The sequence below is a fragment of the Hyphomicrobiales bacterium genome, from assembly GCA_030688605.1.
In the GTDB taxonomy this organism is placed as follows: domain Bacteria; phylum Pseudomonadota; class Alphaproteobacteria; order Rhizobiales; family NORP267; genus JAUYJB01.
Genome location: JAUYJB010000106.1, coordinates 17,461 through 33,003 on the forward strand (window position 1 = coordinate 17,461; position 15,543 = coordinate 33,003).

The window sequence follows — 15,543 nt, forward strand, 5'->3', positions numbered from 1 at the left end:
GGGCGGCGACGCGGGTCCGGTCTCTTGCGGCCGCAAGGCATGACTTGGGGCAGGCGGCATAAGGAGAAGGCCCAATGCCACCGGTAGCCGATGAACGGCCTGAAGGCGAGACGCGCGGCCGGCCGATGCGCGTCGGGCTCCTGCTCGAAGGCGGCCGCGTCGCCGGCTGGCAGCGCGCCTTCGTCGACCGCCTCAAGGACGATCCTGGCGTTTCGCTGGCGCTGGTCATTGCCGCGCCGCAAGGGCCGACTGGCCGGCCCGCGCACGCAATCTGGTCTTCGATCGATGCGGCGGAGCGCGCCCTTGCCCGCCGCCTGTTCGGCCGCAGCCGGGTGCGCGGCGACATCTCGATGGAGATGTTGGACAACAAGCCGGTGGGCGCCCAAAGCCTGGCCGCGCTCGCCGGGCTGCCGACGGTGACGTGGGCGGAAGGGGCGGACCGCGCCGCCGACGAGAAGGCCGCCGCAGCGATCAGGGCGGCCTCACTCGATGTCATTCTCGACCTTGGCTGCGCGCTTTCAAGCGCCGAACCGGGAGACATGGCGCGGCACGGGGTCTGGACCTTGTGCACAGAGCACGGCGGCTATGACGAGGTCACACCCTTCGGGTTCTGGGAGTTCTACCGCAACGAACCGATCTGCACCGTCCGGCTCGTGGCGTCTTCCAACGACGCACCCGACGCCCTTACCGTCGCAAGCGGCAGCTACTGCATCTTCCGCTGGTCGTGGAACCTGAACGCCATGCTGCTCAGCCACAAGGTGGCCTGGCTACTTGCCGATACGCTGAAGCAAGTGAGCAAGACCCGGCCAAGCGCCGGGCGCGGGCCGCGAGTGCCCGAGGCAGGCCGGGGGCGCCCGCAAAAAACCGTTCCTGGCGTCCTCCAGGCGCTGACGGCGCCGATCCTCAACGGCGGCCGCGTCGTCCTTGAGGCCATGCGCAGGATGGTGTTCGAGGACCGATGGCGGGTGTTGCTGGTCGAGGCAACGCCGCAGGGCCCCGCGTCCACTTCTCCCATGGTCATCGATCCGCCCCCGCACAGCTACTGGGCGGACCCGTTTCTCGTCCGGCGCGACGGCAAGTGCTACATCTTCTTCGAAGAGTATCTCTACGCGAAGCGCCGCGGCGTCATTTCCTACATCGAGGTCAGCAATCCCGCCGCCGCGCCGCGGGCGGTGGCGCCGCCCGTGCACAGGGTGCTGGACGAGCCGCACCACCTCTCCTACCCGTTCCTGTTCAGCCTTGACGGCTCGCTTTACATGGTCCCGGAGACGAGCCGGAACCGGACCATCGAGCTTTGGAAATGCGTCGAGTTCCCCGGCGTCTGGCGCAAAGAAAAGAACATCATGGAGAATCTGAGCGCCGTCGATACGAGCCTGCTCAACTGGAACGGCAAATGGTGGCTGTTCACCAACATGGACCGCAGCGGATTTGCCGACCATCGCAACGAATTGCACGTATTCCACAGCGAACATCCGATCGACGGACCCTGGCTGCCGCACGCCCGCAACCCGGTCATCGTCGATGCGCGCCGGGCACGCATGGCGGGCGGCTTCCTGACCGCGCCCGACGGCCGTCCGGTCCGCTGCTGCCAGGTGCAGGGCAAGAAATACGGCGAGTCGGTTGCCTTCAGCATGATCGAGGAGCTGTCGGAAACGGCCTATGCCGAGACGCCCATCGACGACTTCGCCCATGTCTCGAGCGAGCCCTCGGCGCGGCACCACCACATCGCCTATGCCGACGGGCTGATCGTCGCCGACGAATGCCGGGACACGTTCAAGCTCGGCCGCATCCTCAAATTGTCGTAAGCCCGGGTTGCGCTCGACCCGGCATGAATTTTCGTGACCGTCCCTTCTCCGCGGAGCGGCGCAAGCGCCGCATCAGTAATACAAGCAATCCATGCCGATCACGTACTTCGAATGGCGAAGGTATTGCAGATTAAGCTTCTGAACATAAGAAGCCGCTTCCTCCTCCAACTCAACCGGAAACTTCACTTCCAAAACGCCGGCGACGGGTGACCGTATTTTCAAGGCCATATGGGCGGGGTCGGAAAATTGTATATTGGTGTCGATCGTGAAGCGGATATTGCGTGAAGTCGTAAAATATTTGCGATCGTATCTGATATACAACATCGACAACGGCCTTTTATTCAAGGCACCTTTAAATATCCTGTCGACCTCGTCGGAGCACACGCCAAGAGGATTATTCAAAACATCAGCAACATCCCGTCCGTTGTCGATCTTCAGCACATGCTTCCAGGTCACGCGCACGTTTTTCTCTTTTATCTCCAGTGCCGAAACATTGCGATTTTCGCCATACCAGCGCAGGCGCACTTTCTGCCTCGGCGTCGTCCCCGCGACATTGTCAAAATAGTCCTGCTGATTGAGGCTGTCTCTGTAAACGGAATGGATCGTGCGCTGCGGATATGGACGCACCAGGGATGGCACGGCCGCGACCAGATTGCGCTCAACCAGGCTGAGCGCCCCATGGCGTAACGGAAACTTGAACTCAATTCGTTTGATAGCGTTCAAGGAGCATGTCCTCAAGGCTCGGCAGGTGAGATGTGCGCTCCTGATTGGGCGGCATGTCTTTCCCGTCGATCACGACACGGCTGCCTTCTTCGCGCGTGTACAGCGACGCGGCCTCCGCGATTTGCGAGCCCTTCACGGTGATCGTCGCCGGGCCATATTCCGCCTTCTTGATGTAAGCGGAATAAACCTCCTGCCTTATGTCCTCGAAGCTGGCGTTCTCGACGAGAGCGTCGGACTTGTCCTTCGCGACCACTCCCAACTGCGCGTCGGATACGGTGATGTTTCTGATTTCCGCGGATGATTCTTCGCCGACCGAAACGCCCTTATCGCCGATTTTCCGGAAGCTGCCGCCGTCTATTTCCAGCTTGCTTCCGGAAACGTCGACGGCATCGTTGCCGGTTGACTCAAAATCGGTGTCCCGTATCACCACCGTGCTGAAGTCCCCGTCGAAAGCATCAAAGGCGCTGTTCTTGAATGTGCTGCGCTCGATCATCGTCCGCGGGCTGTCGATCACGTTGAGCGCATCCTCGCACTGAAGATCGTCGTAGACGACGTCGCGGATCACCGCCTCGCCCTTGTAGACCGTCACGCAGCCGGTCAGGCCGCGAAAATCCTGCCGGTTGTGCAACGGAACCGATTGATCGCCGGTGACATCCACATGTTCCATGTGCAGCCGCCCCTTGTATACGAGCAGCCCGCCCCAATATTCCCGGCCATATTCATCCTTGTGAGATTCCACCGAGACCCGCACGCGCTCGGCAGCGGTGCCGCGGATATCCAGATCTCCCTCCACCCGAAGCAACCCGCCGCGGCGCATGCGGATTTCGGCGCCGCGGTCGATCACGAGCCTCCAGCTCTCCGGAACGACGATTTCGCTCTCCAGTTCGATCGGCGCACCATTGGTGAACACGACGCGCTTGCCGGCGTCATCAACGCGCACGCCGGGCGCGCCCGCCAGGACGATGTGGGCGTATTGCGGTCGAACATCCTTGCCCGGCGCATAGCTTTTCTCGGCCTCGATCGTTTTGCTCTGCCCGTCAAACATGTAGGCCAGCTCGACGCCGTCCTTCTTGGAATAATATTCCACACCCTGCACCGGCAGAACGACCGTTTCCCCGGGGCCAAGCGTGCGCGGGGCCGGTACGGAAGACCGATTGCTTTTGGTCTGGAAATCCAGCGAAGTCAGCGTCACCTGCCGGTCGGCGATGTTGGTGATCTCTACCGCGCTGCGGCCGTCGGCGAAGGGAATCCAATAAGCCAGCAATTGCTTGAAAGGTTGCCCGAGGTTCAGCTCCACGCTGCCGGCCGCGGTCATGTCTCCGGCGATATACCGACGAACGCTCTGTTCGAAAATGTCCAGGTTCTTTAACAGGCTGTCGAAGGGTATTTGGCAGGGAGATCCCCACCGCATGCAGGCTTTTTCCGCATCGGTTTCGCCGTAAAGTTTGCCGTCGATGCGCGCGTAATCGGCGATCTTTTTGGCATAATCAGACAGTCCCCTTCTGAACGCGGTGTCGGAGTAGCGTTGCCTGAGTTTCTCGATCGACGCAAACACCGCCTCGCGGAATTCGGGAACCTCCATTAGGGACGCATCCATGAACTGGATCTTGAAATAGCCGGGGAGCAAACGGGCGTCGGGATCGAACAAGACGGGGAAGAGCCGGCGTTCCAGAGGGGAATAGTGGAAACGGCGATTGTAGAAATTGAGCCCATGACTGCTGCCCCAGGCAGCCATCAGGACGAGAAAATCCGCCATCTGCGACGTGTCAAATGCCCGCTCCGCAGGAATATTTCCGGCGACGTACCCCCGAAGCAGCGAAACGGCGTTTTCCGCATGCCATTCCTGGGTCACGTTTCGCTCCCTGCCGGAACGGGCAAAGACCTTGATCCCGTAATGGTGGAGATTGAGATCCTTATTGGCGTGACTTACGTACCAACGCTGGTCCCAAAGATAGTCCTCGTTAAACGCGATGATGGGCGCCTCCCGGAGCCTTTGCGCCTCCACCATTTCCTTCAGGAAATGCTCCTCCATCATCATGATGCCGACATCCGCATTGTTGATGCGAACCCTCACGGGCTGCGTGCGCGGCGTCAAAATACCCAGCTCGCGGGCTTCTTTCTGCAACGCAAAGTGATAGATGCCGTTCCTGGTAACGGGGTGCTGAATTGAGAAGACCTCGGCGCCCAGGAAGCGGACGCTGCTTCTTGACTCGATTCTGAAGGACCATTTCAGAGGATCGACGACATGGTCCACCCCGTCTCCCTTCAGGCGCAGCTTTATCTTGCTCCATCCCGTTTCATGGGGGCTACTTAGATACAGTTTCCCGGGCACCCACTTGTCATCAGTGTGGCGGATCTGGCCGGCGGAAACTGCCTGTTGACGCAGACTGGTGATTTTGTCCGCGGCGGCGCCGGAAATCTGTATATCCAGCGCAGGAAGGCCCGTGCTCTCCGCCTCTCTGGAATAGGTCACGGCGTTCATCGAATACGTGGCCTGGACCACAAGGGAGCTGAGCTCGACCCCCAGATTGCCGATCACGAGGTTTGAGAGCCTGTATCCAAGCTGGAAAACGGAATCCGGAACAAGTGAATGGATTTGTGCTTTTATGGCAACGGCCGTCGGGTCTTTGTTCTTGTGCAGATAGGCAAGGAATGTACCCGCCACGCTCCCGCTCAAGACGAAGAAGGCAATTACGACCGCAACCCAGGGCCGCTTTCGAATGTGCTCACGCAACGACATGGCTGTTGTTGAAGAATGTTACGGTTGCATTATGGTCTCTTGAACTTAATGCACTTGTGAATTTTTCCATCGCAGCGGGAGATGCTTCGGAAACCTTGAAAACATAAGTTCCCCCGCCACTGTTGCCGGAGAGGCGCTGAACGTCCGCCCCCATTCCGTTGGCAAACAATGCTTGCTGGACATCCGACAAGGTCACGGCATTCTGATCCGATACCGTGACCTCCAGAAGCATGTTCCGATCCGCGGCCAGCCGCCGGCCCCGAACGCGGCTGTGGACAAACGCGACCAGACAAACGACGACCATGAAAATAATCGTCAGAAAATGCTGCCCCGCTCCAAGCCCCAGACCGACGGCGATCGCCACGAATATGTACATCAGCTCTGACGGATCCTTGATGGGTGTGCGAAACCTCACAATCGACAGGGCTCCGACCAGGCCCAAAGACAGCGCCAAGGATGCTTTGATGATGGAGATGACAAGTACCATGGTCGGGATAAGTATCAGGAATATACCCAAATATTGCCGGACATTAATAAAGCCAGTCGCAGTCTTATATATGGTATAATACCATACCAATGCCAAAACAATTGCGAGCGCAAATGAATATGACACTGATAAGATTGAGGTGTTTATTAAGAACAATTACGCCCCCCCAACATTACGGTTTCCATCCATTACGGAATTTCTGTTGAATTTAGGATGGACACCTTCCAAAACCTCCAGCATGAATTTGGGGCACTGTACAACGGGATATTCGATCCCGATACGTTCATGATCTGGCGTCTAATTGTCCCGCCGTCGATCGAAACCCTTGGATCGCTGTCGATGTCGGCAGATATTCGGATATTCTACTTTTTTAGAAAATTGTCAATCTGCCGACCACGCTCTTCAATCCGTGTTCCTCCATCACTTCCAATCTTGGTAAATCGGGGGCGAGGTGGGGCGGGAACGAAGTCCAGGCGAAATTCGTAACGGGCGGCGGGTGCCGCGGAATGTCTTGGCTCGGGAGGAAAATGATGAGCCGCCCGGCGACCCGACATATCGCGTGTCGAAGCGAGGCGATCCGGTCTCCGGCCTAATGCCGCGCGCGTCGTTCAGCCCTCTGGCCGCCTCGAATGAGCAAATTCCGGCCGGCATCCTCTTCGGAGAGCGCCCGGGCATCGTACCGGTCGACGAAGTCCTCGAACGCATTGCGCAGCTCTTCGACGGTGCGGTAGGTGCGGCCCTGAACGACCGTTTCCTTGAGCGTGCGATCAAATCTCTCGAAGACGTCGTCGGCCGCGGGCTGTTCGATGAAGGCGTAGGACGGGGCGATGCCCCACAGGCCAATCTGTTTCATGAAGTCGTCGGAGAGATACTGGGAGCCGTGACCGATCCGCAGCACCAGCCCCCGGGCGACGCCCGGCGCCGTCGAGCCGCACAGCCTCGTGATCGCCGCAGAAACCGGCTCGAGAGCGGCAAAGCGGTCGCCGCGCTTGCCGACGTACCACCCGATGCATTCGCCGGTCGCATGTTCGACGGCGGTAAAGATCCAGGCCCAGCCCTCTGCCGCCGTGAAGATGCGGATGCCGCCCGTGCTCCACATGACACGGGCAGGATGGGGGGCAATCCCGTTCTGATGCGTAATTCCGTCCACGGGAAGGGGGCGATCCGGAGACAGAAGATCGTTCTCCCGCATCACCCGAAGCACCCGCCGCGGGGAAACGCGGATGCCGCGACAGACCCGCAGCCGGGCCCAGACATCGCGATGTCCGTCGCCCTCGCGGGGAAATTCCTCAAGATCGGCCTTGATCGCCGTCAGCAAGGCTGCGTCCGGGATCGATGGCTTCGGCCATTGCGGCACGGCGGGCGCAACTCCGAGAGCGGCGGGATGCCAGGACGGCCCAAGAGACAGGGCCGGCGCAAGCCCGCCCGTGGCCGGTTGCCGGGGCGGCACGGAGTAGGCCGGAGAACGGCCCCGGGCCGTTTGTTCGGCGTAGACATAGAGAAATACCGCGAAACCGAACCAGAAATAATACTCGCCGACGAACACGCCGGCATTGTGGAAGAAGGCGTTCACGAAATAAGCGGTGAAGGCAAAGAAAGCCGCGACAAATTTCTTGGGCTTGATATAGGCCGCAAATGCAATGATCGTGACTCCGTATATCCCAAAATTCAAAAAGAAATTCAGAAATGCATTGTGAATTGCGAGCCTGAACACGCCTTCCGCTTTGCCGAAATCGGAAAGGTCCTCCCAATAGAGCCAAGCGTAATCGGTCGGATCAAATCCCCAGCCAAAGCCGAACGGGTGGTCCATTGCCAAGTGAGAACCGAAAGTCCACAGCACCCATCGGCCGATCGCCGAGGCATCGTCCAGGTTCGCGACCCGGGAATCCGTCGCGTCCAGATAGAGCAGGCCGACGGTCCCCAACGCGGCAAGCGCGACCAGCCACATGAAGGAACCGAGCCGAAGCCTCGTGACGCTAAAAAGGACTTCATGAACGAATATGGCGAGCAGCAGCGACCGCGTTCCGTTGGCGGCGGACATGCCCATCATGGCCAGGACCAGGACCCCGTACAGGGGCGGCGACATCAGCTTCCGGCGATACAACAGGTTCGTGATGATGTAGGCGGTCGCTATGTGATAGGAGAAGATGATCGGCGTCAGCGACAGGCCCATGGGCCGCGTCCGATCGACCACCGCCTCCTCGATCTGGCTGGGCGACCCCTGAAATCTGCCCAGCCACGCCCGAAGCTGCCATGCCGGCGCGAAATCGACAAATTGCAAAAGCGCCACGGCGCCTGTCGCCACTCCTGCACCGATTATTACCCATGCCGTGAACTTAAGACCGGCCAGACGCAATATTGCGCAAGTACAGATGAAGATCAACAAGGGCTGAAGTATATTGCTTAGAAGGCTTTCCACAATTGTTCCCAGACCGCGTCCATTTGCAATGGTAAGAAAGCTGCCCAGGATCGCGATGCCGGCAAAAACCGTGATTGTAAGAAAATGAGTCCTGATTACATTCATAACTGTTTTATTATACAATACGTACAGCAAAAAAACAAAACACAACAATAACACCGTTCTTATTGGTACACCAATGGACAGTTTTATAAAACCTGTGTACAAAACGATCAATAATACGAACAATAATTGTATATAAACTCGCATAATATTATGTGACCCCGCTTTGATAGGCAGGTTCGCGGCTTAGTTCAGCTGCATTCCTTTGCATGGTCATGCCGCTGACTTTCTTGCGGTCGCTTCGATTCGACCCGTTGCCGTCACCGGGGGGCCGGCTCGGGCAGGCGATCGGTTGCCGCTCCCATTGGCTCCTCCGACAGGGCACAAGTCTTGCCCGCATGCGACCTCCTGGATCGTTCGGCTTGCCTGCACCGCCTCCCGCGCAAGCTTGCTCTTGAGATCGGAATCAAATCGACGGCACTTTGCCATCACGCATTCCTCCGTCAATGGACGGAACACATTACACCCCGCTTGCCGGGCCTTATTAATCCCCTCCGAACAGCGCCTCTTCCAGCTCCGCTGCACTTTCCGAGCATTCCGGTGTCTGACCTCCTCCAACCTGTAAATGACGAAGGCACAGCCACGCCTCGATTCGGGTCTTCTCGGTCGTGCCGGCAATCGCAAATGGTTTGTCGGGAATGACGGCAGGGGCTTGCGCGGTGACCGAGACGCCCAGATAGCCGCCAACCTGGGCGGGGTCGTCGATGATGGCGCCGACGGCGTAGCGGACAAAAGCGACGATGCGGGAGTCGATCGGCTGGCGTTCGGCCGGGCGCGATCCGGCGTGGCGGTCCACCCAGTTCCATACCTCGGATGCCGGCATGACGGTCCAGGTGCGCGACTCAACGGGCGGGGCGGTGGCGAGTTGGGCGGTCTTCGGATATGGGACGGCGTCGTCGCGGGTGCTGCCGCTGCAGCAATGATTGTCGTTTTCGAACACTAGCGCGCCCTGATAGTTTTTGGCGAAATCGCCCTGCCATTGCAGCGCCGTCATCTCACGCCTGGAATTCGGCCCCCGCTTGACGACATTGCCGATGATGGTAGCCCGTGTTCCGCCAGCCCCTTTGTAAATGTGAATAGCCGAGCCGCCTGGATTATAGACATAATTGTTGGCTACGAACGTGCTCGTACGAGCACCCATCACCGGGTTGCGAAAGTTGTTGCTGACGAACAGATTGCCCACCACTTCGACGGACTTGACGTCTTGGCCGATCAGAATGCCCATCGAATGCCCGCCTTTTTCGTGGCCGGCACGGTCGAGAGCCTCGGCGATGATCGAATTGCGTATGGTGATGCCGAACACCGTCTCCCCCCACAGACCGATATTCTCGTCGATCGCCCAGCTGACGCTGATATTCTCGAGGCGGATGTCTCGGGTCTCATAACGACAATCGGTGCAGGGTCCGATGCTGATCCCATCGGCATTGTCCGGTACCGGGTCCTGCCGGCCGGGCCGCACCGAAATATGCTGCACGACCACGTCGTGCGTGGCGATGCGCAGCTTGTCACCGCGCAACAGGATGCCCGGCGAAGGCGCCGTCTGGCCCGCGACCGTCACGAACGGATGGCCGATCCGCAAATAGCTCTCGAGCTCGATCGTGCCGCCGACGTCGAAGACGATGATGCGGGGGCTTGAACCCGCAAGCGCCGCGCGCAACGTGCCTTCCCCGTGATCGGCCAGGCTCGTCACGTGAATTATTTTCGTTCCATTGACAAGTCCGCCACGGGTCATCGTTCCGGCCACACCGGCAATGTCGGCGGCCGGTTGTTCCGCCTGGGCGGCCGCTCCGTCCTCGACGGCAGGCCCTGCGGCCGGTAGTTCCACCTGGGCCGGTTTCTCCTCAACGACAGGCCCTGGGGCCTGTTGCCCGCTGGCGGACGTCTGAAACAGCAAGCCCCCGACCATGCAGATCAATGCAACGGCGCGCATCTCGTTGCCGAACATGCGGCGAGGATATCGAGCCTTGACCCGTTCAAACATGCCGTTTGATCCAGCTGGCGCGAACGCGGTCCGCGCCTGATTTGCCTCGATCCGGCCGTCGATCACAATACCCGCGCGCATGTCGTGGTTCTCCCGCATCAGGCCCTCCCTCGCGCAAGTCCGAACGACGGGAATTTAGGCCACCGCGCGCCAAAACTCCATACGCCGGCCCCGCAGCCCGTGGACGGGCACGCGTTCGCCGGCAATTGCGGGAGATCCACATCGGTTCCAGCAGACGATCGGGTCATATGGAATCCTTTGACCGGCGAATCGACGGGCGAACGCTGTTTCCCGACGCGAAAGACGGGATCACCGAACGGTAAACGTTTTCGGTTTGCCTGAACACCTCTCTCCAATCGACGAATTTCGCCTTGTCGACAATGAAGGCCTCCGGGTCCCGCAACGCGAGATTGATCTTCGAACGAAGCGCGTCGGCGTCGGCGACGGGAAAATAGGAGCCGCCGTTCAACGGCATTTCCCGATTCGCCGGAATGTCGCTCGCGATAACGGGTCTTTCATAGGAGATTGCTTCCAGGATCGCGTTCGACAGCCCCTCATGGTGCGAGCAGTTCACATACACCGCGCAGTTGCTGTAAAGGGCGGACAGCAGCCGCCGGTCGATCCTGCCCAGAAACCGGATGCGGTCATTGCCCATCGCAAACAGATGATCCGCATAGCCGCTCTCGTCGGCGCCGCCCGCGACCACGAGGCCAACCGCCGGGTCGGTCATATCTTCCACCGCCCGGACGAGCGTCTCGTAATCCTTGTCGACCGTAAGGCGCCCGACCGCCAGCACATAGGGCGCATCACCCAGATTGAGACCGGACCAGAAGGCGCGGGCTTCCTCGGACACGGACGCGCTGTCGATGCCATTCGGCACGACCGTGATATGCCGGAGCCCATATCTCTCCTTAAGCATGGTCGCATATTTTCGTGATACGGCGATGACATGGTCGGCATATCTGATTTGCCGCTCGCAGAGCCGGAAACCGAGCCTTCCGAGAAGCCCCCATTTCGCGTATTCGTGATCCGCCGAACCGTAGCGGACCACCACCTTGAGGCCGGCAAGCTTATACAGGACGAGAAAGATTGCCGAATTCAATCCCTGGAGATGAACCAGCTTCGGTCTGGCCCAGGCGGCGTAGCAGAAACAGAGAAAGTGGTAGATCAATTTTTCCGTTTGTGCGAACCGAACCGTATAAATCCCTCTCAGGCGCACGCCCTTATATTCTTTATTTTTTATGAATTTTCTCACCCCAAGCAACGTGACCGAGTAACCGTGCTGCGCAAACTGCGGAAACGTCATTTCCGCATGTTTTTCGGCGCCCCCCTCCACGTCGGGGATTCCTCTCGGTCCTATGACGATGATGTCCGACATTCCCCACACAACCATTTTCTTGCCGCAGGACCAAGATCGGCATTGTCATAAACTTAACAAAGGCGCGTTGCGGTTAGAAGGGCCGCACGGACCGGCTGGCGCGGCGGCATCGGTGGTCCGCCGGCCGGCATGGGCGCGCCAAGACACGCGGCGACGGGCGGGTGGGCCGTGGCCACCCGTGTGGCGCCGACCGGTGCTCGAGGCCTCCGCCGCAGGCGTTGCATCCTTAACTCTGCTGAAGGGAATCGACCGACAACGGTGAACCGGTTGTTGACAGGCCGGTGCCAAGGTCATTATTTACCGGCATTTGTAAATTGATTTGGATATTGTGGTCGCAAATTGCAGGGTGCATTTCCTCGTCCGGCTGACAGAAGGGCGAAGATGCGTGGCGACCTGGGCAGTGAGCCGGCTCTTTGCCGAATTGGGGTAAATCCGACAAGAGCGATAGAGATCGTGCCCTGTTTCCTGCAATCGCGTTGGAGTGGGCTTTACTGGATCCCGGCTGCAGCACAAGGCAAATGCTCCACCCTGTTGTGCAAACGGTGGATGCAGTAGCATGGGCGAACCGCCGGCGCCCGATGGCCGCGGTGAGGCTGTTGAAAAACAGAACATATCATGTGGCAAAAGTCGCAAGAAGAAACAAAAATGGCCAGTGATTCCCAATTGCAGGAAGTCCCTCTTGCCACTCCTGGTGGAGACAATGGCGAATCCCTAGATTTGCAGCGTTTCTATACCTCGATATATCGGGGGAGATACATTATTGGTTCCATCGTGTTTATCTCCCTGTCGGTCCTGGCCTTGTATTACTTGATTTCATCCGAGAAATATCAGGCAACCGCACAAATTCTCATCGACATTCAAAAACCGCAACTTGTAAACCAGGACCTGGCCATGACCGGCCTCGACATGACGCGTCAAATGATTGGGCCGGTGACCGACAGCCAGGTGGAAATTCTTCAATCGACGCGCCTTGCCGAGCTTGTGATCCGCTCGACCGGGCTTCAGAACGATCCGGCTTATTCGGGCGGCAGCTTGAATCCCCTCAGCAGGCTGTTCGGCGGCCGGACCAGCTTTTTCAGCTCTCTGTGGGGAGGCTCCCCAAAGGCCGAGACACCCCCTTCGGACGCGGCGGCAGGCGATGCGCCGAGCGGCGAAGACGGGGCGGCGGAAACGGTCAAGGGCGATCCGCAAAGTGCCGAGGAAATGAAGTCGCCGGCTGAGACGGCCAAGGGCGACACGCAAAGCGGCGAAGAAGGCGCGGCGCCGGCTGAGACGGCCAAGGGCGACACGCAAAGCGGCGAAGAAGGCGCGGCGCCGGCAGAGACGGCCAAGGGCGACACGCAAAGCGGCGAAGAAGGCGCGGCGCCGGAAGGTGCGGTAGAGGATCCGATCCCGACGGCCGTCATCGACAAGTTCCTGTATAACCTCAACGTCAACCGGAAGGGTCTGACGCTCGTCCTGCTGGTGCGCTTTACCGACTCCGACCCGGTGCGTGCGGCAGTGCTGGCGAATGCCGTCGCTGAAGCCTACCTGGAGGATCAACGCGAGGAGCGGGTGCAAGTTACGCGGCAGATGAGCCGGCAAGTGCAAAGGCGCATGACCGACCTGCGCGATCAAGTGCTTGCCGCCCAGCGCCGCGTCGAAGAATTTCGCGAGGCCAACAATCTCCATATCGTCGGCGGTCTGACGGTCAGCGAGCGCGAGATCGCCGAAACGGTGACCCAGCTCATCGTGGCGCGAAACGAAGCGGCCAACAAACGCACCGCCCTGCAGCAGATGGAGATCGTTGCCGCCGACCCGAGCGCCGTCATGAGCATCAGCCCGGTCCTGGAATCTCCCGTCGTCAGGGACCTGCGGCGTCAGGCTGCGGAAGTCTCGCGCAAACTCGCCACCGTGATCACCCAATTCGGCGAGAACGACAATCAGGCCATTACGGCACGCGCCGAATTGCGCGACGTGCGCAACGAGATCGGGCTGGAAATCCAGCGTATTCTGCAGAGCGCCCGCAATGACTACGAAATCGCAAAGAGCCGCGTCGAATTCTTCGAACAGGACTTGAAACGGCTGATGAAGCAGTTCGCCGAGACAAATCGGCTGCTGATCAAGCTTTCCGAGCTCGAACGCGAGGCGAATGTGACCCGGGATGTCTATATCTCTCTGCTTTCGCGCCAGAAGGAAACGAATGTGCGGGCGGGCATTCTCTATCCGGACGCGCGGATTTTCGACTATGCCTCCGTGCCGCGCCATCCCGCCGGCCCCAGAAAGATAATCGTATTGGGTCTGACCCTGTTCGGAAGTCTCGCCATAGGGCTGTCGCTGGTGATTCTGCGGGACCACATTGTCTCGGTGATGCGCAGGACGCCGCAAGTTTCGGCCGACGCGGAGGAGATCGCTCCGTATCCGGGATGGCGAAGACGATCAGCTTAGCGCGGTCCGACTTTCATCGAATATTGCGGCTTGGCCTGTCGCGCGCCTGATATCGCTCGGGCGATCCTCGTTGGAGGGATTCCCGGCCATTTTGGGCCATTTGCCGGGGGAACCGCTCTAGCCCCGCCAAGGCTTGCGAGGAATGATGGCTCACTCGCAAAAGGCGCCGCGCCGGCGGGCTGCGAGGTCGAGGTGAAAATGGTCCCTGTGTGCGTCGTTGGCCTCGGGCCCGAGGACGGTGCCGAACAGGCCGCAGGCATCCTTGTGCACCCGGCGCAAGAATTCCCGTTCCGGCGTGGGACCCGGATCAGGCAGCAGGGGCGGCGTTGCCAGGCTGCGCGCCGCCGTCGCCATCTTGGCCTCTTTCCTTAACGGCGGCAGCGGGACCGGTCCGACCCGGAGCGAGCGTTTTCCTTCGTTGCCGGTATCTCTCGCGGCCTGAGGCGGCGTTTCTTCCGTCTCTTGCGATGTTGCTTGCGCGCGCTCGGCGGCCTCCTGCACCAACTCGGCGACACGCCGAGCGGCCTCGATCTCGCGTTCGGTCAACCCCCAATTCTTCAGCGGTTCCACATGCCTTCCGTCCTCGGTGACGAAGCCGGCGATATCCAGCGCATTGGCGAAGGCGTGCTCGCTCAGCGGTGCCTGGTCGGCGTCGTTGCGATTGCGGCAGGAATAAGAGGTGGCGTTGCGAAGGCGCACAATGGGTGAACCCAGCATGCGGCGGGCCACCGGCTGAACCGCAGTCTTTATCCACTGATCGAGCGCCAGCACCATGTCGCAATTGAGCGTCGCCGCCGGAGCGATCTCAACGCCCGGATCTTTGCCGAGCCGCAGGAGCTTGAGCGGGGCCGCACTTCCGCAGCGCCCAGCCCTGATCGGCGCTAGCGCCTCGACCTCGGCGACAATCGGACCGAGACGGTCCACGCAGGCCCGCAGCGCGTCCATGACCTCGGCTTCGGACCACTGATCTTTGATGACGTCTTTGCTCTCCCCCACTGCGGTCTCCGCGCCGTCTCGGCCGGCCTCGGCCGGCGGCACCGCGGGCTCCCCACCTTGCGGCCGCGGGCTCATCGGCTCGCCGCTTTGCGGCCGCGGGCTCATCGGCGGCAACGGCACAGCGACGGGCACTGCTTCGGCGTTTGCCGCTCCACCTTCCGTCGCCGCATCCGGCGCAACGGAGGTTTCGGCCTTCGGCATCGGCTGTATCGGCGGCAAGGGCACCGGTGTTGAGGGTCGGTGTCGAGGCTTCGGCTTTTGCCGGGGCTGAAAAAGCTCCAGAAATTCACGGAACTGGCCGGCCGCCGGCGGCGGCGGCAACAGCACAAGCATGGCGGCGACCGCGGCAAGGAGATGTCGCTGCATGATGAGACTTTCCCGCTCTGGTCGACATGGTCGACCGGCAAGCCCTCCAGCCCATGGGTGCCGAGATTGTTAGTAAAGACCGCGAATGAGGCGCTACGCAACCTGAATGATTGAAGGGG

General features: G+C 60.1%; 10 protein-coding genes. 3 read left to right on the forward strand and 7 right to left on the reverse strand.

Annotation, left to right across the window (positions count from 1 at the left end):
* Positions 1-74: 74 nt before the first annotated feature.
* Positions 75-1,805, forward strand: coding sequence for a hypothetical protein (locus Q8P46_11605; protein ID MDP2620800.1), 1,731 nt, complete (start codon positions 75-77; stop codon positions 1,803-1,805).
* Between the two features lie 72 nt (positions 1,806-1,877).
* Here the strand turns inward: Q8P46_11605 and Q8P46_11610 are convergent, their stop codons facing one another.
* From Q8P46_11610 to Q8P46_11635, 6 genes are all read right to left on the reverse strand, one after another.
* On the reverse strand, positions 1,878-2,528 hold the full coding sequence (locus Q8P46_11610) for a VTC domain-containing protein (GenBank protein MDP2620801.1): 651 nt from the start codon (positions 2,526-2,528) through the stop codon (positions 1,878-1,880).
* The gene (locus tag Q8P46_11615; protein MDP2620802.1) at positions 2,506-5,193 is read right to left on the reverse strand and encodes a hypothetical protein; all 2,688 of its coding nucleotides are present in this window, start codon (positions 5,191-5,193) and stop codon (positions 2,506-2,508) included. The genes Q8P46_11610 and Q8P46_11615 overlap by 23 nt, the downstream gene beginning before the upstream one ends.
* A 61-nt stretch (positions 5,194-5,254) precedes the next feature.
* Positions 5,255-5,881 (reverse strand): DUF4956 domain-containing protein, encoded by a 627-nt coding sequence (locus Q8P46_11620; GenBank protein MDP2620803.1) that lies wholly within the window; start codon positions 5,879-5,881, stop codon positions 5,255-5,257.
* Between the two features lie 463 nt (positions 5,882-6,344).
* Positions 6,345-8,327, reverse strand: a complete 1,983-nt coding sequence (locus Q8P46_11625; GenBank protein ID MDP2620804.1) for an O-antigen ligase family protein — start codon at positions 8,325-8,327, stop codon at positions 6,345-6,347.
* A 433-nt stretch (positions 8,328-8,760) separates the two neighbouring features.
* Positions 8,761-10,356, reverse strand: a complete 1,596-nt coding sequence (locus Q8P46_11630) for a hypothetical protein (GenBank protein ID MDP2620805.1) — start codon at positions 10,354-10,356, stop codon at positions 8,761-8,763.
* 145 nt (positions 10,357-10,501) lie between these two features.
* The gene (locus Q8P46_11635) at positions 10,502-11,635 is read right to left on the reverse strand and encodes a glycosyltransferase family 4 protein (GenBank protein MDP2620806.1); all 1,134 of its coding nucleotides are present in this window, start codon (positions 11,633-11,635) and stop codon (positions 10,502-10,504) included.
* Positions 11,636-12,280: 645 nt separating this feature from the next.
* Between Q8P46_11635 and Q8P46_11640 the strand changes: the two genes are divergently transcribed.
* Positions 12,281-14,062 (forward strand): GNVR domain-containing protein, encoded by a 1,782-nt coding sequence (locus Q8P46_11640; protein MDP2620807.1) that lies wholly within the window; start codon positions 12,281-12,283, stop codon positions 14,060-14,062.
* 150 nt (positions 14,063-14,212) lie between these two features.
* Here the strand turns inward: Q8P46_11640 and Q8P46_11645 are convergent, their stop codons facing one another.
* Positions 14,213-15,259 (reverse strand): extensin family protein, encoded by a 1,047-nt coding sequence (locus Q8P46_11645; protein ID MDP2620808.1) that lies wholly within the window; start codon positions 15,257-15,259, stop codon positions 14,213-14,215.
* Between the two features lie 57 nt (positions 15,260-15,316).
* Here Q8P46_11645 and Q8P46_11650 point away from each other — a divergent pair, with 57 nt between their 5' ends.
* Positions 15,317-15,538: a hypothetical protein gene (locus tag Q8P46_11650; GenBank protein ID MDP2620809.1), complete on the forward strand. Its 222-nt coding sequence runs from the start codon at positions 15,317-15,319 to the stop codon at positions 15,536-15,538.
* Positions 15,539-15,543: the final 5 nt, after the last annotated feature.

Coding starts and splice junctions, on each gene's coding strand:
- Q8P46_11605 (MDP2620800.1), top strand. CDS start 75: ATGCCACCGGTAGCCGATGAACGGCCTGAAGGCGAGACGCGCGGCCGG.
- Q8P46_11640 (MDP2620807.1), top strand. CDS start 12,281: ATGGCCAGTGATTCCCAATTGCAGGAAGTCCCTCTTGCCACTCCTGGT.
- Q8P46_11635 (MDP2620806.1), bottom strand. CDS start 11,635: ATGTCGGACATCATCGTCATAGGACCGAGAGGAATCCCCGACGTGGAG.
- Q8P46_11645 (MDP2620808.1), bottom strand. CDS start 15,259: ATGCCGAAGGCCGAAACCTCCGTTGCGCCGGATGCGGCGACGGAAGGT.
- Q8P46_11630 (MDP2620805.1), bottom strand. CDS start 10,356: ATGCGGGAGAACCACGACATGCGCGCGGGTATTGTGATCGACGGCCGG.